The organism is Gilliamella sp. wkB178 (assembly GCF_001690705.1).
Taxonomy (GTDB): Bacteria; Pseudomonadota; Gammaproteobacteria; order Enterobacterales; family Orbaceae; genus Gilliamella; species Gilliamella apicola_K.
Genome location: NZ_LZGK01000011.1, coordinates 556,461 through 572,843, shown reverse-complemented (window position 1 = coordinate 572,843; position 16,383 = coordinate 556,461). Strand labels below are relative to the sequence as shown.

The window sequence follows — 16,383 nt, the reverse complement described above, 5'->3', positions numbered from 1 at the left end:
TACACAATTTACTTATCTTGCATTAGAATTGTGCCAGTTTTTAATCAACTTAAGTTGTGGAATTTCCTTATGAACCTGCATGAATATCAATCTAAAAACCTGTTTAAAGCATATGATTTACCTGTTCCGGAAGGCTATGTTTGTAATTCTATCGATGAAATACAAGATGTCTTAGCTGAGTTATCTTCCCAGACCTATTTAGGTAAATGGGTAGCAAAATGCCAAGTTCATGCCGGCGGTAGGGGCAAAGCGGGTGGCGTGATTTGTACTCAAGATCTCAACGAAGTAAAACTATTTGCTGAAAAGTGGTTTGGTCAAAATTTGGTAACTTATCAAACTACGGCTGTAGGGCAACCGGTTAATAAAATCTTAATTGAAAAAGCTTCCAATATTCATAAAGAGTTGTATTTAGGGGCGGTTGTTGATCGTAGTAGTAAGCGCGTGGTGGTTATGGTGTCCACTGAAGGCGGCATGGAAATTGAAACCGTTGCTGAAAAGTCTCCACATTTAATCCATAAGATAGCCTTAGATCCATTAACCGGTCCTTGTGCATACCAAGGCCGTGAATTGGCTTTTAAATTAGGTTTAACCGGTAAATTAATCAATCAATTTGCAAAATTATTTGTCAATTTCGCCAACCTTTTTTTAGACAATGATGTTTCATTGGCCGAAGTCAATCCATTGGTTATTACTGATAAAGAAGAACTTATTTGCTTAGACGCTAAGATTGTTTTAGATGATAACGCTTTATTTAGGCATCCAAAATTAAATATTTTACGCGACACCACTCAAGAAGATGAACGTGAATCTATTGCCGCTAAACAAGGGATAAGTTATGTATCTTTAGGTGGCAATATTGGTTGTATGGTTAATGGTGCCGGTTTAGCCATGGCTACCATGGATATTATTAAACTGTATGGCGGTGATCCGGCTAACTTTTTAGATGTCGGTGGTGGTACCACTAAAGAACGAGTTTGTGAGGCGTTTAAATTAATTTTATCGGATAAAAATGTTAAAGCAATTTTAGTTAATATTTTTGGTGGTATTGTTCGTTGCGATCTTATTGCTGAAGGGATAATTACTGCGATTAAAGAAATTGGTATGGCGGTTCCTGTTGTGGTCCGCTTGGAAGGGAATAATGCCGAGTTAGCACGAAAAATTTTAGCTGAAAGTAAATTAAATGTGATTAGTGCCGAAAGTTTAACTGGTGCAGCACAACAAATCGTTGCGTTGGCACTCTAATTTAGGAAAAGGTTGATTATGTCGATATTAGTTAATAAAGAAACCAAAGTTATTTGTCAAGGTTTTACAGGCAGCCAAGGGACTTTCCATTCTGAACAAGCACTGGCATATGGCACCAAATTAGTAGGTGGTGTAACACCTGGAAAAGGTGGTACCACGCATTTAGGTTTACCGGTATTTAATACCGTTAAAGAAGCGGTTGAAGCAACAAAAGCTACAGCCAGTGTAATTTATGTGCCGGCCGCATTTGGTAAAGATTCTATTTTGGAAGCGATTGCAGCAGGAATTAAATTGATAGTTTGTATAACTGAAGGTATTCCAACTTTAGATATGCTAATTGTTAAAGAAAAATTGAAACAGAACGATGTAATAATGATAGGACCTAATTGCCCGGGTATTATTGTGCCAAATGAATGTAAGATCGGAATTATGCCTGGTCATATTCATTTGCCGGGTAAAATAGGCATAATTTCACGTTCTGGTACTTTAACTTATGAAGCCGTAAAACAAACTACTGATATTGGGCTTGGTCAATCGGTGTGCGTGGGTATTGGTGGTGATCCTATTCCTGGTAGCGATTTTATTACTATTTTGGAATTGTTAGAAAATGACCCCAAAACCAAAGCTATTGTAATGATCGGTGAAATTGGTGGTACAGCTGAAGAAGAGGCTGCCGCTTATATTAAACAACATGTTACTAAACCGGTTATTGGTTATATTGCCGGAGTGTCAGCTCCTGCAGGCAAACGCATGGGGCATGCCGGTGCGATTATATCGGGTAGTAAAGGCACCGCCAAAGAAAAAACCAAAGTATTACAATCAGCCGGTATAATTGTCGTTAATAGTCTTGCTGATATTGGAGAGGTTGTAAAAAAACAATTTAATTAACATTTTTTTGACATATATCAACTTTTATTCTTGATTTATTAGTGTAGAATAACAAATAATAACGTTATAAATTTTGTGGGCATTTAAGGAATAGGGAGCAAATATGTTAGATTTAGTAGAACTATCTAGACTCCAATTTGCACTTACTGCAATGTATCACTTCATTTTTGTGCCATTAACGCTAGGTTTAGCGTTTATGTTAGCAATTATGGAAACTGTATATGTTGTGAGTGGTAAGCAAGTTTGGAAAGATATGACTAAGTTCTGGGGCAAACTGTTTGGTATTAACTTTGCAGTTGGTGTTGCTACAGGCTTAACCATGGAGTTTCAATTCGGAACTAACTGGTCTTATTATTCGCACTATGTAGGTGATATTTTTGGTGCACCACTAGCTATTGAAGGTTTAATGGCATTTTTCCTAGAATCAACTATGGTGGGATTATTCTTCTTTGGTTGGGATAGAATGAGTCGTGGTAAACACTTACTGACTACTTGGTGTGTGGCGTTTGGTTCTAATTTATCTGCACTTTGGATTTTGGTAGCCAATGGTTGGATGCAATTTCCAGTTGGTTCTGATTTTAATCCTATTAACTCTCGTATGGAAATGGCAAGCTTCTTTGATTTGATCACCAATACGGTTGCTCAATATAAGTTTGTTCACACTGTTGCTGCAGGCTATTTAACTGGTGCCATTTTTGTTTTGAGTATTAGTTCTTATTATCTACTTAAAAAACGTGATGTAGCTTTTGCTAAACGTTCTTTTGCTGTAGCCGCTATGTTTGGTTTTGTAATGTCGATTGTAGTGGCACTTATGGGTGATGAAGCTGGTCATGAAATGACCACTGTGCAACCGACTAAACTTGCGGCAATTGAAGCTGAGTGGGATACTCACCCGGCACCTGCATCTTTTAATGTTATTGCATTCCCATCACAAAAAAATAAAGAAAACTTATTTGCCATTGAGATCCCTTATGTAATGGGAATCATGACTACACGATCATTTGATACGCAAGTAACCGGTTTAAAAGATATTTTAAGCAATAATGAAACCAAAATTCGTAATGGGATTTTAGCTTACTCCAATTTAGAAAAAATCCAAAAAGGTGAGCAGGATCCTGAAATAATCAAAGCTTTTGAAGCTAATAAAGCAGATTTAGGTTATGGCTACTTGGTTAAACGCTTTACTGATCGTGATAATGTTACCATTCCTCAAGCTACCGAAGCACATATTAAAGCAGCGGCGGAAGATTCAATTCCTGCGGTTTGGCCACTATTTTGGGCGTTTAGAATAATGGTTGGTTTAGGTTGTTTGATGATTCTAGGTACAGGAATTGCTTTATGGACAACTTATAAAAATAGAATTGGTCAAAAACGTTGGTTATATCGTTTGTTAGTTCTCTTCTTACCATTCCCATGGCTAGCATGTGAAAGTGGTTGGTTTGTTGCTGAATATGGTCGACAACCATGGGCTATTCAGGATATTTTACCAACAGGTATAGCGAATTCGTCTTTAACAGCAGGTGAAGTGTTGTTTACCATGATTCTTATTTGTGGCCTGTACACGCTATTCTTAATTGCTGAAATGTTCTTAATGTTTAAGTTTGCACGTTTAGGTCCAAGCTCGTTAGGTACTGGCAACTATTATTATGAAAAAACTCAACCGGTAACAGAATAGGACATTGGGAGTATACACAATGATTAATTACGAAATTGTACGCGTTATCTGGTGGATATTGATTAGCGTGGTTTTAATCGCTTTTGTTGTCACAGATGGCTTTGATATGGGCGTGGGAATTTTATTACCACTTATTGGCAAAACCGATACTGAACGTCGGATTATGATTAATGCGATTGCACCTCATTGGGATGGTAACCAAGTTTGGTTAATCACAGGTGGAGCAGGTATTTTTGCAGCTTGGCCAATGGCATATGCAACCTCATTTTCAGGTTTTTATATTGCCATGATTTTAGTGTTATGTGCCTTGTTTTTTAGACCGATTGGTTTTGATTATCGTAGTAAACTTGAAAATTCTAAATGGCGTAATTTGTGGGACGCGGGGATTTTTATAGGTAGTTTTGTGCCAGCCTTAGTTTTTGGTGTTGCATTTGGTAATTTGTTAGAAGGAGTTCCATTTAGATTTGATAACTCTTATCGGGTGTTTTACGATGGTAACTTCTTTGGTTTGCTTAATCCGTTTGCCATATTGGTTGGGGTTGTAAGCTTAATGTTATTTGTTGCTCATGGTGGTGCATGGTTACAAATGAAAACCTCGGGTGAACTTTATTTACGGGCTAGAAAAGCAACACAACTTGCTAATTTAATTATGATTGTGGCTTTTGTACTAGCAGGGGTGTGGGTAACTTTTGGTCTTCATGGTTATGAAATAACTAGTGTTATTGATTATAATGGTGTCTCAAACCCACTAAATAAAACTGTTTCTACGGATGTTTCATGGTTAACTAATTATATGAATCATCCTATTTTATGGGCGGTACCTATTTTAGGTATTGTATTACCATTATTAACTATTATTTGCTCTGGTCTAAATAAAAATGGATTGGTGTTTATTTTATCAAGCTTGACGATTGCATGTGTGCTATTTACTTATGGTATTGCAACTTTCCCATTCATTATGCCATCAAGCATTATGCCTAATGCTAGTTTGACCATATGGGATGCTTCGTCTAGCCAATTAACACTTAATATTATGTTTGGTGTAGTTGTCATATTTTTACCAATTGTTCTTTTTTATACAATTTGGGCTTACATTAAAATGTTTGGACGACTTGATAAAAATCATATTGAGAACAATAAACATTCACTCTATTAAGGAATAATTATGTATTATATTTTATGGTTTGTAGGTGTTCTTGCGGCAAGTATGTTGGCCGTCGTAACCGGACTATGGATTGAACATACCAACGGTGATCAAGAATCTCAGAATAAGTAATAAATAAAAATATATAATCTAAAAGGTGGCAAAGGTCACCTTTTTAATTTTAGTTAATATTAAATTTGAATAAGTTATAAATGATAATTGTTTACATTTAACTATTTTTATATCATAGTGCAGCAAATTTTATATTCAGATATAATGACGCATTAATTTTATCGAGTGTGAAATTTTCATATGAAAGAATTCAATTGGAATGCAAGGGTTTATTATGAAGATACCGATGCCGGTGGTGTGGTTTACCATGCTAGATACCTTGCTTTTTATGAACGTGCTAGAACAGAAATATTAAGGCAACTTGATATAAGTCAACAAAAGTTATTGCAAGAAGGTATTGCTTTTGTTGTTAAAAAGATGGATATTAGCTACCTCTTTCCAGCTCGTTTAGATGACATGCTAAATATTAGCAGTAGAGTTGAACAAATTCGTAAAGCATCTATTATTTTTAAGCAGTCTATATTTAATCAAAATAAGCAACTGATTAGTACTGCTGATGTAATTATTGCTTGTGTTGATATAAAAAAAATGAAGCCATGTGGGCTTCCAGATTTATTAGTTTTGGAGTTTATATAAGTGGAAAATCTGAATATTATTGATCTATTTTTGCATGCAGGTTTGTTAGTGCAAGGTGTTATGTTATTGTTACTTAGCTTTTCTGTGATGTCTTGGGCTATTATCTTCCAACGCACTAAAATTCTTGGGCAAGCTAAAAAACAAATTGAACAATTTGATAATAGCTTTTGGGCTGCTGATGAATTGAATGCTTTGTTTGATAAAGCCAGATTTAATAAAGAAGAAATTACTGGCACTGAACATATTTTTTATTCAGGTTTTAAAGAGTTTACTCGCTTATACCAAATTAATCCTAATATGCCGGAAGCTGCTTTAGATGGGGCTTCTCGTTCAATGCGTTTAGCAATGAATCGTGAGTTGGACAATTTAGAATTGCATATTCCATTTTTAGGTACAGTTGGATCAATCAGTCCATATATTGGTTTATTTGGTACTGTATGGGGGATTATGCATGCGTTCATTTCCCTTGGTGCGGTGAAACAAGCAACTTTACAAATGGTTGCACCGGGTATTGCCGAAGCACTAATTGCCACCGCCATCGGTTTGTTTGCTGCAATCCCTGCGGTGTTAGCATTTAATCGTTTATCGTTAAAAGTTAGTAGAATAGAACAAAACTATTTTAACTTTATTGATGAGTTTTCTGCTATTTTACAACGTCAAGCAGTTGCTGTTAGGAAATAATTATGAGTAAGCGTTCACGTTATTCAACCAAATCTGAAATTAATATAGTTCCTTTATTGGATGTGCTATTAGTGCTAGTGCTTATTTTTATGGCCACAGCACCAATTATAAGTCAAAGTGTTGAAGTTGATCTTCCAGAATCTACAGAATCGAAAACAGTTTCTCCTTCGGATAATAAACCGATCATTATCGAAGTTTCCGATGTTGGTGTGTATGCATTGATTATTGATCAAGATCGTCAATCCAATTTACCTCAGGAACAAATTGTTGCTGAAGTTAAGCAGCAAATGTCACTAAATGAAAAGGCTGTTTTTTTAGTTGGCGGAGCTAAAAATGTTCCTTATGAAGAGATTATAAAGGCGTTAAATTTATTACAATCTGCCGGAGTTAAATCTGTTGGTTTGATGACTCAACCGATTTAATTAATCATAACACTATATTAAAAATGTCAGCAATGTTTTATAAGCGAAATTCAAAATTAAATATACCAATCCTGATATCTGTTATTTTGCATGCAATATTAATTTTTATATTAGGTTATAGGGCTCTTCAAGATAGCGATTCTAGCTATGGCGATATCAATGGACAATCTATTGATGCCATCATGGTTGATCCTTCTGTTATGACCGAACAATATCAAAGGCAATTACAAAATCAAATGAGCCAGCAAAAAGCTGAGCAGCAAAGACAACAACAGTTAGATAATCAAGCTAAAGAATTACAAGAAAAACAATTAGCTGAACAGCAACGTCTTAAAGAAATTGAAAAAGAAAGATTAAAAGCTGCCGAGCAACAAAAACAAGAACAAGCGGCAGCAGAAAAGGCAGCCGCTGAAAAAGCGGCAGTAGAAAAAGCAGCAGCAGAAAAGGCAGCCGCTGAAAAAGCCGCTGCAGAGAAAGCGGCAGCAGAAAAGGCAGCAGCTGAAAAAGCCGCTGCAGAGAAAGCAGCAGCAGAAAAGGCAGCCGCTGAAAAAGCTGCAGCAGAAAAGGCAGCAGCTGAAAAAGCCGCTGCAGAAAAGGCGGCAGCAGAAAAAGCAGCAGCAGAAAAGGCAGCCGCTGAAAAAGCGGCAGCAGAAAAGGCAGCAGCTGAAAAAGCCGCAGCAGAAAAGGCAGCGGCAGAAAAAGCCGCTGCAGAGAAAGCGGCAGCAGATAAGGCAGCGGCAGAAAAAGCCGCTGCAGATAAGGCTGCTAAACAAAAAGCCGCCGCCGCAGCAGCTAAAAATGATAAAGCGATTAATGATCTTTTAGGTGGACTTACTTCTTCAGGGGCACCAACTCAAGGCACAACTGCTTCACGCAAAGGGGTTTCTAATGGTGAATTAGATAAATATAAATCCTTGGTGCAAAACGCAATAAGTAATAAGTTTATTAATCCAAATAAAATGTATAGTGGTCGCAATTGTGTATTAAGAATTCAAATCGCACCGGATGGATTATTACTCAATGTGGCTGCTGAAGGTGGAGATGATGCGTTATGTCGTGAAGCACTTGCTGCGACTAAATTAGCTGTTATTCCAAAGCCATCTAGCACTCTTTATAATGATGTGAAAACCATGATTATTGACTTCCAACCTAAATAATAACAGTAAAATAAGCCATTCTTGACTGAGAAGATCCTATTTAAATATAAATCTACAACATCTTTATCTAAAAGATGTTGAAAATGGATTAATCGTCCCAATATATCCCTTAATCATTCTAAACAAAGTTATTTAAGTAAGAGAAGGAGCAGAATATGACAACAATTGTCAGTGTTCGTCGTGAAGGACAAGTTGTTATTGGTGGTGATGGTCAGGTTACTCTTGGGGAACGCATTATAATGAAAGGTAATGCGCGTAAAGTCCGTCGTTTATATAATAATAAAGTAATTGCAGGCTTTGCCGGCGGTACGGCAGATGCTTTTACACTTTTTGAACTTTTTGAACGTAAATTAGAAATGCATCAAGGTCATTTAACCAAATCGGCGGTAGAATTAGCTAAAGATTGGCGTACCGATAGAATGTTACGTAAATTAGAAGCCTTACTTGCAGTTGCCGATGAAAGTGCATCTTTGATTATTACGGGAACAGGGGATGTTATTCAACCAGAAGATGATTTAATTGCCATTGGTTCTGGTGGTCCTTATGCTCAAGCAGCAGCAAGAGCATTGCTAGATAATACCTCATTATCTGCTCATGATATTGTCCAGAAATCGTTGTCGATTGCGGGTGATATTTGTGTATATACCAATAACTTCCAAACTATCGAAGAACTAAATTATTAATTAATCCGAGTAAGAGAATATATATATGTCTGAAATGACTCCTCGCGAAATTGTCAGCGAATTAAACCAACATATTATTGGTCAAGAAAAAGCAAAACGATCTGTTGCAATAGCACTACGTAATCGTTGGCGCCGTATGCAATTGGATGAAGCGTTACGCCATGAAGTAACACCTAAAAATATACTTATGATTGGTCCTACTGGTGTAGGTAAGACTGAAATAGCCAGACGTTTAGCAAAATTAGCGCATGCACCATTTATAAAAGTAGAAGCAACTAAATTTACCGAAGTCGGTTATGTTGGTAAAGAAGTTGATTCAATTATTCGCGATCTAACTGATTCAGCGGTAAAAATGATTCGTCAAGAAGCCATTGAGAAAAATCGGAATCGTGCTGAAGAGCTTGCAGAAGATCGTATTTTAGACGTACTGGTACCACCGGCTAAAGATGGTTGGGGGCAAGTAGAAAATAATTCTGATTCTACTGCTAGACAAGCTTTCCGTAAAAAATTGCGCGAAGGTGAGCTTGATGAAAAAGAAATTGAAATCGAATTAGCTGGTGTGAACATTGGTGTCGAAATTATGGCTCCTCCAGGTATGGAAGAAATGACCAATCAATTGCAATCTATGTTTCAAAATCTTGGTGGGCAAAAAAGTAAACCACGTAAGATGAAAATTAAAGATGCTTTAAAACAATTGATTGAAGAAGAAGCAGCCAAATTAGTCAATCCTGATGACCTTAAACATGAGGCCATCGAAGCGGTTGAACAAAATGGCATTGTATTCATCGACGAAATCGATAAAGTTTGTAAACGAGGTAATTCATCTGGACCAGATGTTTCTCGTGAAGGTGTACAACGAGATCTATTGCCTTTAGTTGAAGGTTGTACGGTTTCAACTAAACATGGTTCAGTAAAAACCGATCATATTTTATTTATTGCATCAGGGGCTTTCCAAACCGCGAGTCCTTCTGATTTGATTCCTGAACTTCAAGGGCGTTTACCGATTCGTGTTGAATTACAAGCATTAACTAGTGAAGACTTTGAACGCATTTTAACGGAACCTAATGCGTCACTTACGGTGCAATATAAAGCGCTTATGGCAACTGAAGGTGTATCTATTGATTTTACTCAAGATGGCATTCGCAAAATTGCTGAATCGGCTTGGCAAGTTAATGAACAAAACGAAAATATTGGTGCGCGTAGATTGCATACCGTACTAGAGCGTTTAATGGAAGAAGTATCGTTTGAGGCTAGTGAACTTGGTGGTCAAACTATTACTATTGATGCTAAATATGTTGGTGACCATTTAGATAAACTGGTTGCTGACGAAGATCTTAGCAAATTTATCTTATAATTAACTAGTTATAACCAATAAAAAAGGTGAAATTAATTCACCTTTTTTTATTTAAAGGTAAGTTATTTTATTAATAATCCACCCAAAATATCTGCAGCTTTATGTTTTTTAGATTTTGAATCGTCTTTTGAATCACGATTTTCAAGTTTATTACGTAGCTTGTCTAAACTTTGTTGCAGTTTATTTTCCAGCAAATCCTTAATTAATTTTTCCATATCAATTTGATAGTGAAGATTAGCAAATTTACCAAAAATATGCAGTGGAATGGTTAATTGCTGAAGTTTTGCAATGGTCTCATTTTTACCATGCCAACCACCTAACATTTTTAAACTTAAATTAACATCTAAATCTTGTTTAATCATACCAACTTTTCCCGAGCCTTCAATGACATCGAGAGTTTCAGAGTTAGCAGTTAAGGAATCTAATTGCATATTGCCATTATTCAAATAACCATTAGCCAATATTTTAGTAAATTCAGTATAATTTTTTTGGTTTTCAGGGGTAGCTATATCCCTAGTATACTGTGCAGCAGCTGCTTGGATAATATTTTGAATATTAATATTAATGAGTTTAGCGTTGGTAACATTAATAGCAAAATTACCACGTAAACTTTCTATTAGTTTTGCAGGTGTAAGGGTATTGGTTTCCAACTCTCCGGTAGCGTTGAATGCCCCTTCTAGATCATTTGGTGTCTCTATTTGTTTGAAAAAGGTATTAAGATCAACGTTATTAATTTTAGTATTAAGTTTTATTTGGGTATTTTTTTGCTTGCCGTTAGCAGTTCCCGTAGCTGTAACATTACCTTTAGCAAAATCAAAACTGATATTATTAAATGTGGTAATACCTTCATTATTAACTAAACTAGAATTGATATTATTTAATGTTATCTGCTTGGCAATTAATTCTTTGATGTCAATATTGGCTTTAGCATTAAATGTATTTAAAACACCCAGTTCATTATTAGAATTATTAACACTGGATACTACCGGTGCAGTTTGTTGAATGGTATTGTTTTCGTTGGTTGTGCCTTTAGGTTGTAGAAAAGGTGTAATATCGATTTTATCGGCATTGAGCTGTAATTCAATTTCAGGCTTTTTATCTAAATTGGCAACGAGCATGCCGCTAAAATTATTATTATTAACTGAAAACAGCAAATTTTGACTTTTCAATATGAGTGGGCTTTGTTGATAATCAAAAGTAGCTCTTAGGTTACCTTTTAGTTCACCTAAAGGTACACCAATGCCTTTGTAGGTGTAGTCAATGTTTTTGACTTCTATGATTGCTTGCTCAGGGAATTGAGCTAAATTAACATTTGCTTGAACTGAATAGAATAAATCCTGTTGATTCCTATCAACATTTCCTTTTAAATCAACGGAAATAGTTTTATTGGCAGTTTGTTTAACTACTAAATTAAGATTTCTAAAGTTAATTAAATCGTCATTATGTTGTATTACAATAGTACTATCAGTAAGTTCGAATTTATTTAAACTATTGGTCCAATCAGACGAATCTTGTAATTCTTTATTTCTTGCAGTTTGATTTGTTGTAGTGGTTGCTTGGGACTGAACTTGCAATTGCGACTGAGTGTTTTGCCCTTTACTTTCATTGGTAACATTAATAATAGCTGATTTAATAAACACATTTTTTATTGCAAGTTTTTTGGAAAATAAAGGCAATAATTCTACATCCAGCCGCATATTATCCGCCGTTAACATTGGTTTTTGGGCACCATTATTAGACAGTGTTACTGAATCACTTAATATGCTTACTTGCGGCCAAATATGCCAGCGTAAATTGCCTTCAATGGTTAATTCATAGCCAGTTTTATCTTTGACTGTAGAGGAGATAAAGCCTCGAAAATTATTAGGATCAACAAAAACAATTAATGAAACGATAGCAATAGCAATAATCAAAATTAGAATAAAGAAGGTAACCAATATTCTTTTGAACATTTTATGTTCCTTTATTAAGTTAATGAATGGTATTAGTCTTTATCAATACGACTAGCAACAGCACCTTGCTGATCTTTATATTTTGCATCTTGTCTACGATTATAAGGCCTTTGAGCCCGACCGGTTAAGGTTTCAAAACTAAGTGCTCCAATTGTCATGCCCGGACGGAGGGCTAACGGAATTTTGCCTGAATTATAAAATTCTAAAACAATTTGACCTTGCCAACCAGGATCAATACGATGCGCGGTTACATGCACCATTAAACCAAGTCGAGCTAAAGATGAACGACCATCTAACCAACCAACTAAATCATCAGGGATAGTGACAGATTCTAATGTTACCGCAAGTGCTAGTTCACCCGGGTGGAGATAAAAAGCCTCACCTTCAGGCAGTATCATTTCTTCACTCATAACTCGTTCTAACGCAGCTGACACTTCTTGTTTAGGACCACTTAAGTCGATGTAAGGAGTGGTATGTTCTCGAAATGTTCTAAATTGATTACCTAGCCGAACGTCAACAGTTGCTCCATTAATACAATTTGGCGCTGGTTGTGGTACTATTTTCAGTTTACCGCTGTGTAAATATGCTTCAATGTCTCGGTCGCACAATCTCATGAAATATCCTTAAAACTTATACATTGCTACCATTTTATCAGGTTACTTAAGTGGCGTCGATGAGGTTCATTTAAGGTTTTATTACCCAAGCGCGTCCATAATGGTTGTAATAACCTGCTAGTTTACCTGGTTTGTCACCGATCCCTAGATAAAGATCAAAATGTTGCCCTTTAATTGCGCCACCAACATCGAGTGCAACCATTAAACGAGTTTCTCGTCGGCCTCTATATTGCCCATCATTATCAAGCAATGGTACATCAACTAAGACTACCGAGCCTAATGGAATTAATGACTTATCAGATGCAACGGCAGCATTGGCAATTAAAGGAACTGCTGCGGCGCCTTTTACTTCGGCATTATATTGTGGTTTGAAAAATACGAAAGAACGATTTTGAATAAACAATGCTTTGAGTTGTTTTTCGCTTTTATTCTTGGCCCAATCTTTTATTGCTTGTATGGACATGTTTTCCTTTTCTATTTCGCCTTGTTCAACAAGTAATCGCCCAATGCTGGAATAGCCATGCCCATTTTTGCCACCATAACAGAAAAATACTAATGGTGAGCCATCTTCAAAATCGATATAAGCACTGCCTTGTACTTCCATAATGAAATTATCCATTAATGAGTTACTATAAGCGAGTTCTAATCCTTTACCTGCAAGGGCTCCATTATAAATCTGTTCGCGATTGGGTAAGCGGCCTTTAGTAGCCGCGGGCATTTTATAAATTGGGTATTTAAATTCAGCAGTTGGAGTGTGTCTGGCTTTGATTACTGGAGTATAGTAACCCGTTAAATGGACATTACCAAAGCCATCTTGCCCTGCCATTTCATAGCTGTTTAGACCAACTTTATTAAATTCATCAGCACCTAAAGAACGGTTTATCCATGCATCAATAGCGTTATAAATATGTTCGTTTTTACGGTATAAAGCAGGTGATGTTGATTTTATTTTGCTAATTTGGATTATATAATCGGAAATATTTACGGGAATACCTAGTTGAGGATGACGGACATTGAGTGGTAATGTAAGTTTACCATCTTTATATTGTTGCCCAAGTTTAACTTGTTTATTTGAATTACTTTGGCAGCCAGTTAATACTAATAATACCAGTAAAATACATGAAATATAAAGACGTTTATAAGTGTTGTTTTCTTTCATCTTGATAATTAATTATAATAAGTTAAAAGCATAGATGGTTATGCTACACAATTCTATTATAAGAAACTACCAATAATTACTATATTGTCATAAAAAGTTTTCATAACGATTCAGCTTGCGATTTGAGGTTTTAATCTTTATAGTCTTATATTTCCACAATAAAACCTAATAAGTATGAAAAAAGAAAGGTAATAATAGCGATGGGTAATAAATCTTCAAACCATGATCTTAAGCGCAACCTCTCCAACCGCCATATTCAACTAATTGCCATTAGTGGTGCAATTGGTACTGGATTATTTATGGGTTCCGGGAAGACAATTAGTCTGGCGGGACCATCTATTATCTTTGTATATATGATTATCGGTTTTATCCTGTTTTTTGTTATGCGGGCCATGGGGGAAATTCTATTATCAAATTTGAACTATAAATCTTTTAGTGATTTTGCTAATGATTTATTAGGACCTTGGGCTGGTTTTTTTACTGGTTGGACGTATTGGTTTTGTTGGGTGATTACGGGTATCGCCGATGTGGTAGCCATTGCCGGTTATGCCCAGCACTGGTTCCCAGATTTACAAGCATGGATACCTATGATCTTAACCGTTACTGTTTTGTTAGTATTGAATTTATTAACAGTTAGGATGTTTGGTGAGACTGAATTTTGGTTTTCAATGATTAAAATTATAGCGATTCTAGCTCTAATCGCCATTGGTCTGGTATTAATCATTACCGCATTTCATTCTGAACAAACCAATACTATTGCCTCATTTTCCAATCTTTGGGAGTATGGTGGCTTCTTCCCTAATGGTTCGATGGGGTTTTTTGCTGGCTTCCAGATAGCTATTTTTGCTTTTGTGGGTATTGAGTTAGTAGGAACAACAGCTGCCGAAACGGTAGATCCTAATAAGAACTTACCCCGAGCTATCAATTCCGTGCCTGTACGTATAATCTTCTTTTACGTATTTGCTTTAATTATTATTATGAGTGTAACACCATGGAGTGCTATTTCTCCAAATAAAAGTCCGTTTGTAGAATTATTTACTTTGATTGGTTTACCAGCAGCAGCCAGTATTATTAACTTTGTTGTGCTTACTTCGGCAGCATCATCGGCAAATAGTGGTATTTATTCGACAAGTCGTATGTTATTTGGTTTAGCCAAAAAACAAGATGCGCCTGAGCGTTTTGGTAAATTGTCTCGGCGTTCGGTTCCAGCTAATGGCTTGTTATTTTCCTGTACTTGTTTATTTGGTGGTGTGGTGTTAATTTACTTGGTGCCGAATGTTATGGAAGCGTTTACCATAGTAACCACGATATCAGCTATTTTATTTATGTTTATTTGGTCAATGATTCTTATTTCTTATATTGCTTATTGTCGTAAAAGAAGTCAATTACATCAGCAATCGCAATTTAAAATGCCTGGTGGTGTGAGCATGTGCTTTGTATGCCTTGCATTTTTTGTATTTGTGATTGTGTTGCTTACTTTCGAGACTGATACTCGTCAAGCTTTAATCGCGACACCAATTTGGTTTATTATTTTAGGAATAAGCTATTATTTCCGTTCATTAAAACGTCAATAAACTTAATAATTATGGCAGGTTAATTCCTGCCATAGTTCAATTTAGCCTACCATTATTACTTGTCGTTTTTTTCAGGCCAAATAAAACTAGCAATAATACCGAGTGCTAGCATACCTAATACAATATACAGGCTTATTATTGGGCTGATATCGATTCCATGACCAAATAAGTGATTACTTGCATTGAGCGCTAATTTTATAGCTATAAAAAACAATAAACAGATAACAGCCTTACCTAAATGTACTAGATATTGTTTCATAGCTTCTAATACAAAATACATCGTTCTTAAGCCTAAAATAGCAAAAATCATGGCACTATAAACGATTAAAGGTTCGCGGCTTACCGCTATGACTGCAGGAACGGAATCAAAGGCAAACATAACATCACTTAGTTCAATTACCATAGTGCATAAAAACAGTGGAGTGGCATATAAAAAACTTTTTGGGATCTTATTGATTAAATCACTATTTTCAGATTTACCCAGTTCAGCATCTAGTTGTTTTTGACTTAATAGAAAATGATGGCCAACTATTTTAGGGTAGGTTGGGAATATGCGTTTTGCAATACGATAGGCAATATGTTTGGAATAATCTTTTATCTCGGTATTATCTTGTTTTTTTAACATCATTATGCCGGTAAAAGCCACAATTACTGAAAATACTAATTCCATCCATGGCCCTAAAGATAATAATTCTGTACCAATAAGGACAAAAATAGCGCGGAATACAATTGCGCCAATTATTCCCCAATAAAGGATACGATGACGATAATTATTGGGGATTGCGAACCATGAAAACAGCGCCATAATTACAAAAAGATTATCGACAGACAATGCTTTTTCAAGTACATAACCGGTAATAAACAAACTAGCTGCTTCACTACCATGGTGTAGATATAAATAAAGTGCAAAACCTAAAGCTACAACAATCCAAAAAAGGGACCACATAATAGCATTACTCAGAGTAATTGGCTTATCTTGATGGTGGGCATATAAATCTATAAAGATTGCAACTATGGATAATCCAATAAATACTAATACAGTTTCTATTGGAAACCCTAATGAGCTTTGAACCATATTTATGACACCTAAGTTTGCGATTGAAGTAATTTAGTTTGTAAATTCTGCCATC

At 35.9% G+C, this 16,383-nt stretch carries 16 protein-coding genes; 12 read left to right on the top strand and 4 right to left on the bottom strand.

Features of this window, described 5'->3' with window-relative positions; translation table 11 throughout:
* Positions 1–69: 69 nt before the first annotated feature.
* The 11 genes from sucC to hslU all read left to right on the top strand — a co-directional run bounded on the left by sucC (position 70) and on the right by hslU (position 9,954).
* Positions 70–1,242, top strand: a complete 1,173-nt coding sequence (gene sucC, locus A9G13_RS04170; RefSeq protein WP_065556339.1) for an ADP-forming succinate--CoA ligase subunit beta — start codon at positions 70–72, stop codon at positions 1,240–1,242.
* An 18-nt stretch (positions 1,243–1,260) separates the two neighbouring features.
* Positions 1,261–2,130: a succinate--CoA ligase subunit alpha gene (gene sucD, locus A9G13_RS04165; RefSeq protein WP_065556338.1), complete on the top strand. Its 870-nt coding sequence runs from the start codon at positions 1,261–1,263 to the stop codon at positions 2,128–2,130.
* 103 nt (positions 2,131–2,233) lie between these two features.
* Positions 2,234–3,805 (top strand): cytochrome ubiquinol oxidase subunit I, encoded by a 1,572-nt coding sequence (locus A9G13_RS04160; RefSeq protein ID WP_065556337.1) that lies wholly within the window; start codon positions 2,234–2,236, stop codon positions 3,803–3,805.
* A 19-nt stretch (positions 3,806–3,824) separates the two neighbouring features.
* The gene (gene cydB / locus A9G13_RS04155) at positions 3,825–4,961 is read left to right on the top strand and encodes a cytochrome d ubiquinol oxidase subunit II (protein WP_065556336.1); all 1,137 of its coding nucleotides are present in this window, start codon (positions 3,825–3,827) and stop codon (positions 4,959–4,961) included.
* A 9-nt stretch (positions 4,962–4,970) separates the two neighbouring features.
* The gene (locus A9G13_RS11325) at positions 4,971–5,081 is read left to right on the top strand and encodes a cytochrome bd oxidase small subunit, CydX/CbdX family (RefSeq protein ID WP_081301148.1); all 111 of its coding nucleotides are present in this window, start codon (positions 4,971–4,973) and stop codon (positions 5,079–5,081) included.
* A 180-nt stretch (positions 5,082–5,261) separates the two neighbouring features.
* Positions 5,262–5,657: a tol-pal system-associated acyl-CoA thioesterase gene (gene ybgC, locus A9G13_RS04150; RefSeq protein ID WP_065556335.1), complete on the top strand. Its 396-nt coding sequence runs from the start codon at positions 5,262–5,264 to the stop codon at positions 5,655–5,657.
* 9 nt (positions 5,658–5,666) lie between these two features.
* On the top strand, positions 5,667–6,338 hold the full coding sequence (gene tolQ / locus A9G13_RS04145) for a protein TolQ (protein WP_218059149.1): 672 nt from the start codon (positions 5,667–5,669) through the stop codon (positions 6,336–6,338).
* Between the two features lie 2 nt (positions 6,339–6,340).
* Positions 6,341–6,760 (top strand): colicin uptake protein TolR, encoded by a 420-nt coding sequence (gene tolR, locus A9G13_RS04140; RefSeq protein WP_065556333.1) that lies wholly within the window; start codon positions 6,341–6,343, stop codon positions 6,758–6,760.
* 32 nt (positions 6,761–6,792) lie between these two features.
* The gene (gene tolA, locus A9G13_RS04135; RefSeq protein ID WP_065556390.1) at positions 6,793–7,917 is read left to right on the top strand and encodes a cell envelope integrity protein TolA; all 1,125 of its coding nucleotides are present in this window, start codon (positions 6,793–6,795) and stop codon (positions 7,915–7,917) included.
* Between the two features lie 155 nt (positions 7,918–8,072).
* Positions 8,073–8,600 (top strand): ATP-dependent protease subunit HslV, encoded by a 528-nt coding sequence (gene hslV / locus A9G13_RS04130; RefSeq protein WP_065556332.1) that lies wholly within the window; start codon positions 8,073–8,075, stop codon positions 8,598–8,600.
* 25 nt (positions 8,601–8,625) lie between these two features.
* On the top strand, positions 8,626–9,954 hold the full coding sequence (gene hslU / locus A9G13_RS04125; RefSeq protein ID WP_065556331.1) for an HslU--HslV peptidase ATPase subunit: 1,329 nt from the start codon (positions 8,626–8,628) through the stop codon (positions 9,952–9,954).
* Between the two features lie 62 nt (positions 9,955–10,016).
* Here hslU and asmA read toward each other — a convergent pair whose 3' ends face one another.
* From asmA to mltA, 3 genes are all read right to left on the bottom strand, one after another.
* On the bottom strand, positions 10,017–11,906 hold the full coding sequence (gene asmA, locus A9G13_RS04120) for an outer membrane assembly protein AsmA (RefSeq protein WP_065556330.1): 1,890 nt from the start codon (positions 11,904–11,906) through the stop codon (positions 10,017–10,019).
* A gap of 32 nt (positions 11,907–11,938) precedes the next feature.
* A complete protein-coding gene (dcd, locus tag A9G13_RS04115; RefSeq protein WP_065556329.1) occupies positions 11,939–12,520 on the bottom strand; it encodes a dCTP deaminase in 582 nt (193 codons plus the stop codon).
* Positions 12,521–12,590: 70 nt separating this feature from the next.
* Positions 12,591–13,679 (bottom strand): murein transglycosylase A, encoded by a 1,089-nt coding sequence (gene mltA, locus A9G13_RS04110; RefSeq protein WP_065556328.1) that lies wholly within the window; start codon positions 13,677–13,679, stop codon positions 12,591–12,593.
* A gap of 200 nt (positions 13,680–13,879) precedes the next feature.
* Here mltA and cycA point away from each other — a divergent pair, with 200 nt between their 5' ends.
* The gene (cycA, locus tag A9G13_RS04105; protein ID WP_065556327.1) at positions 13,880–15,253 is read left to right on the top strand and encodes a D-serine/D-alanine/glycine transporter; all 1,374 of its coding nucleotides are present in this window, start codon (positions 13,880–13,882) and stop codon (positions 15,251–15,253) included.
* Between the two features lie 55 nt (positions 15,254–15,308).
* On the opposite strand, the gene A9G13_RS04100 is transcribed toward cycA, so the two are convergent.
* Positions 15,309–16,328: a TerC/Alx family metal homeostasis membrane protein gene (locus A9G13_RS04100; RefSeq protein ID WP_065556326.1), complete on the bottom strand. Its 1,020-nt coding sequence runs from the start codon at positions 16,326–16,328 to the stop codon at positions 15,309–15,311.
* Positions 16,329–16,383 lie beyond the last annotated feature (55 nt).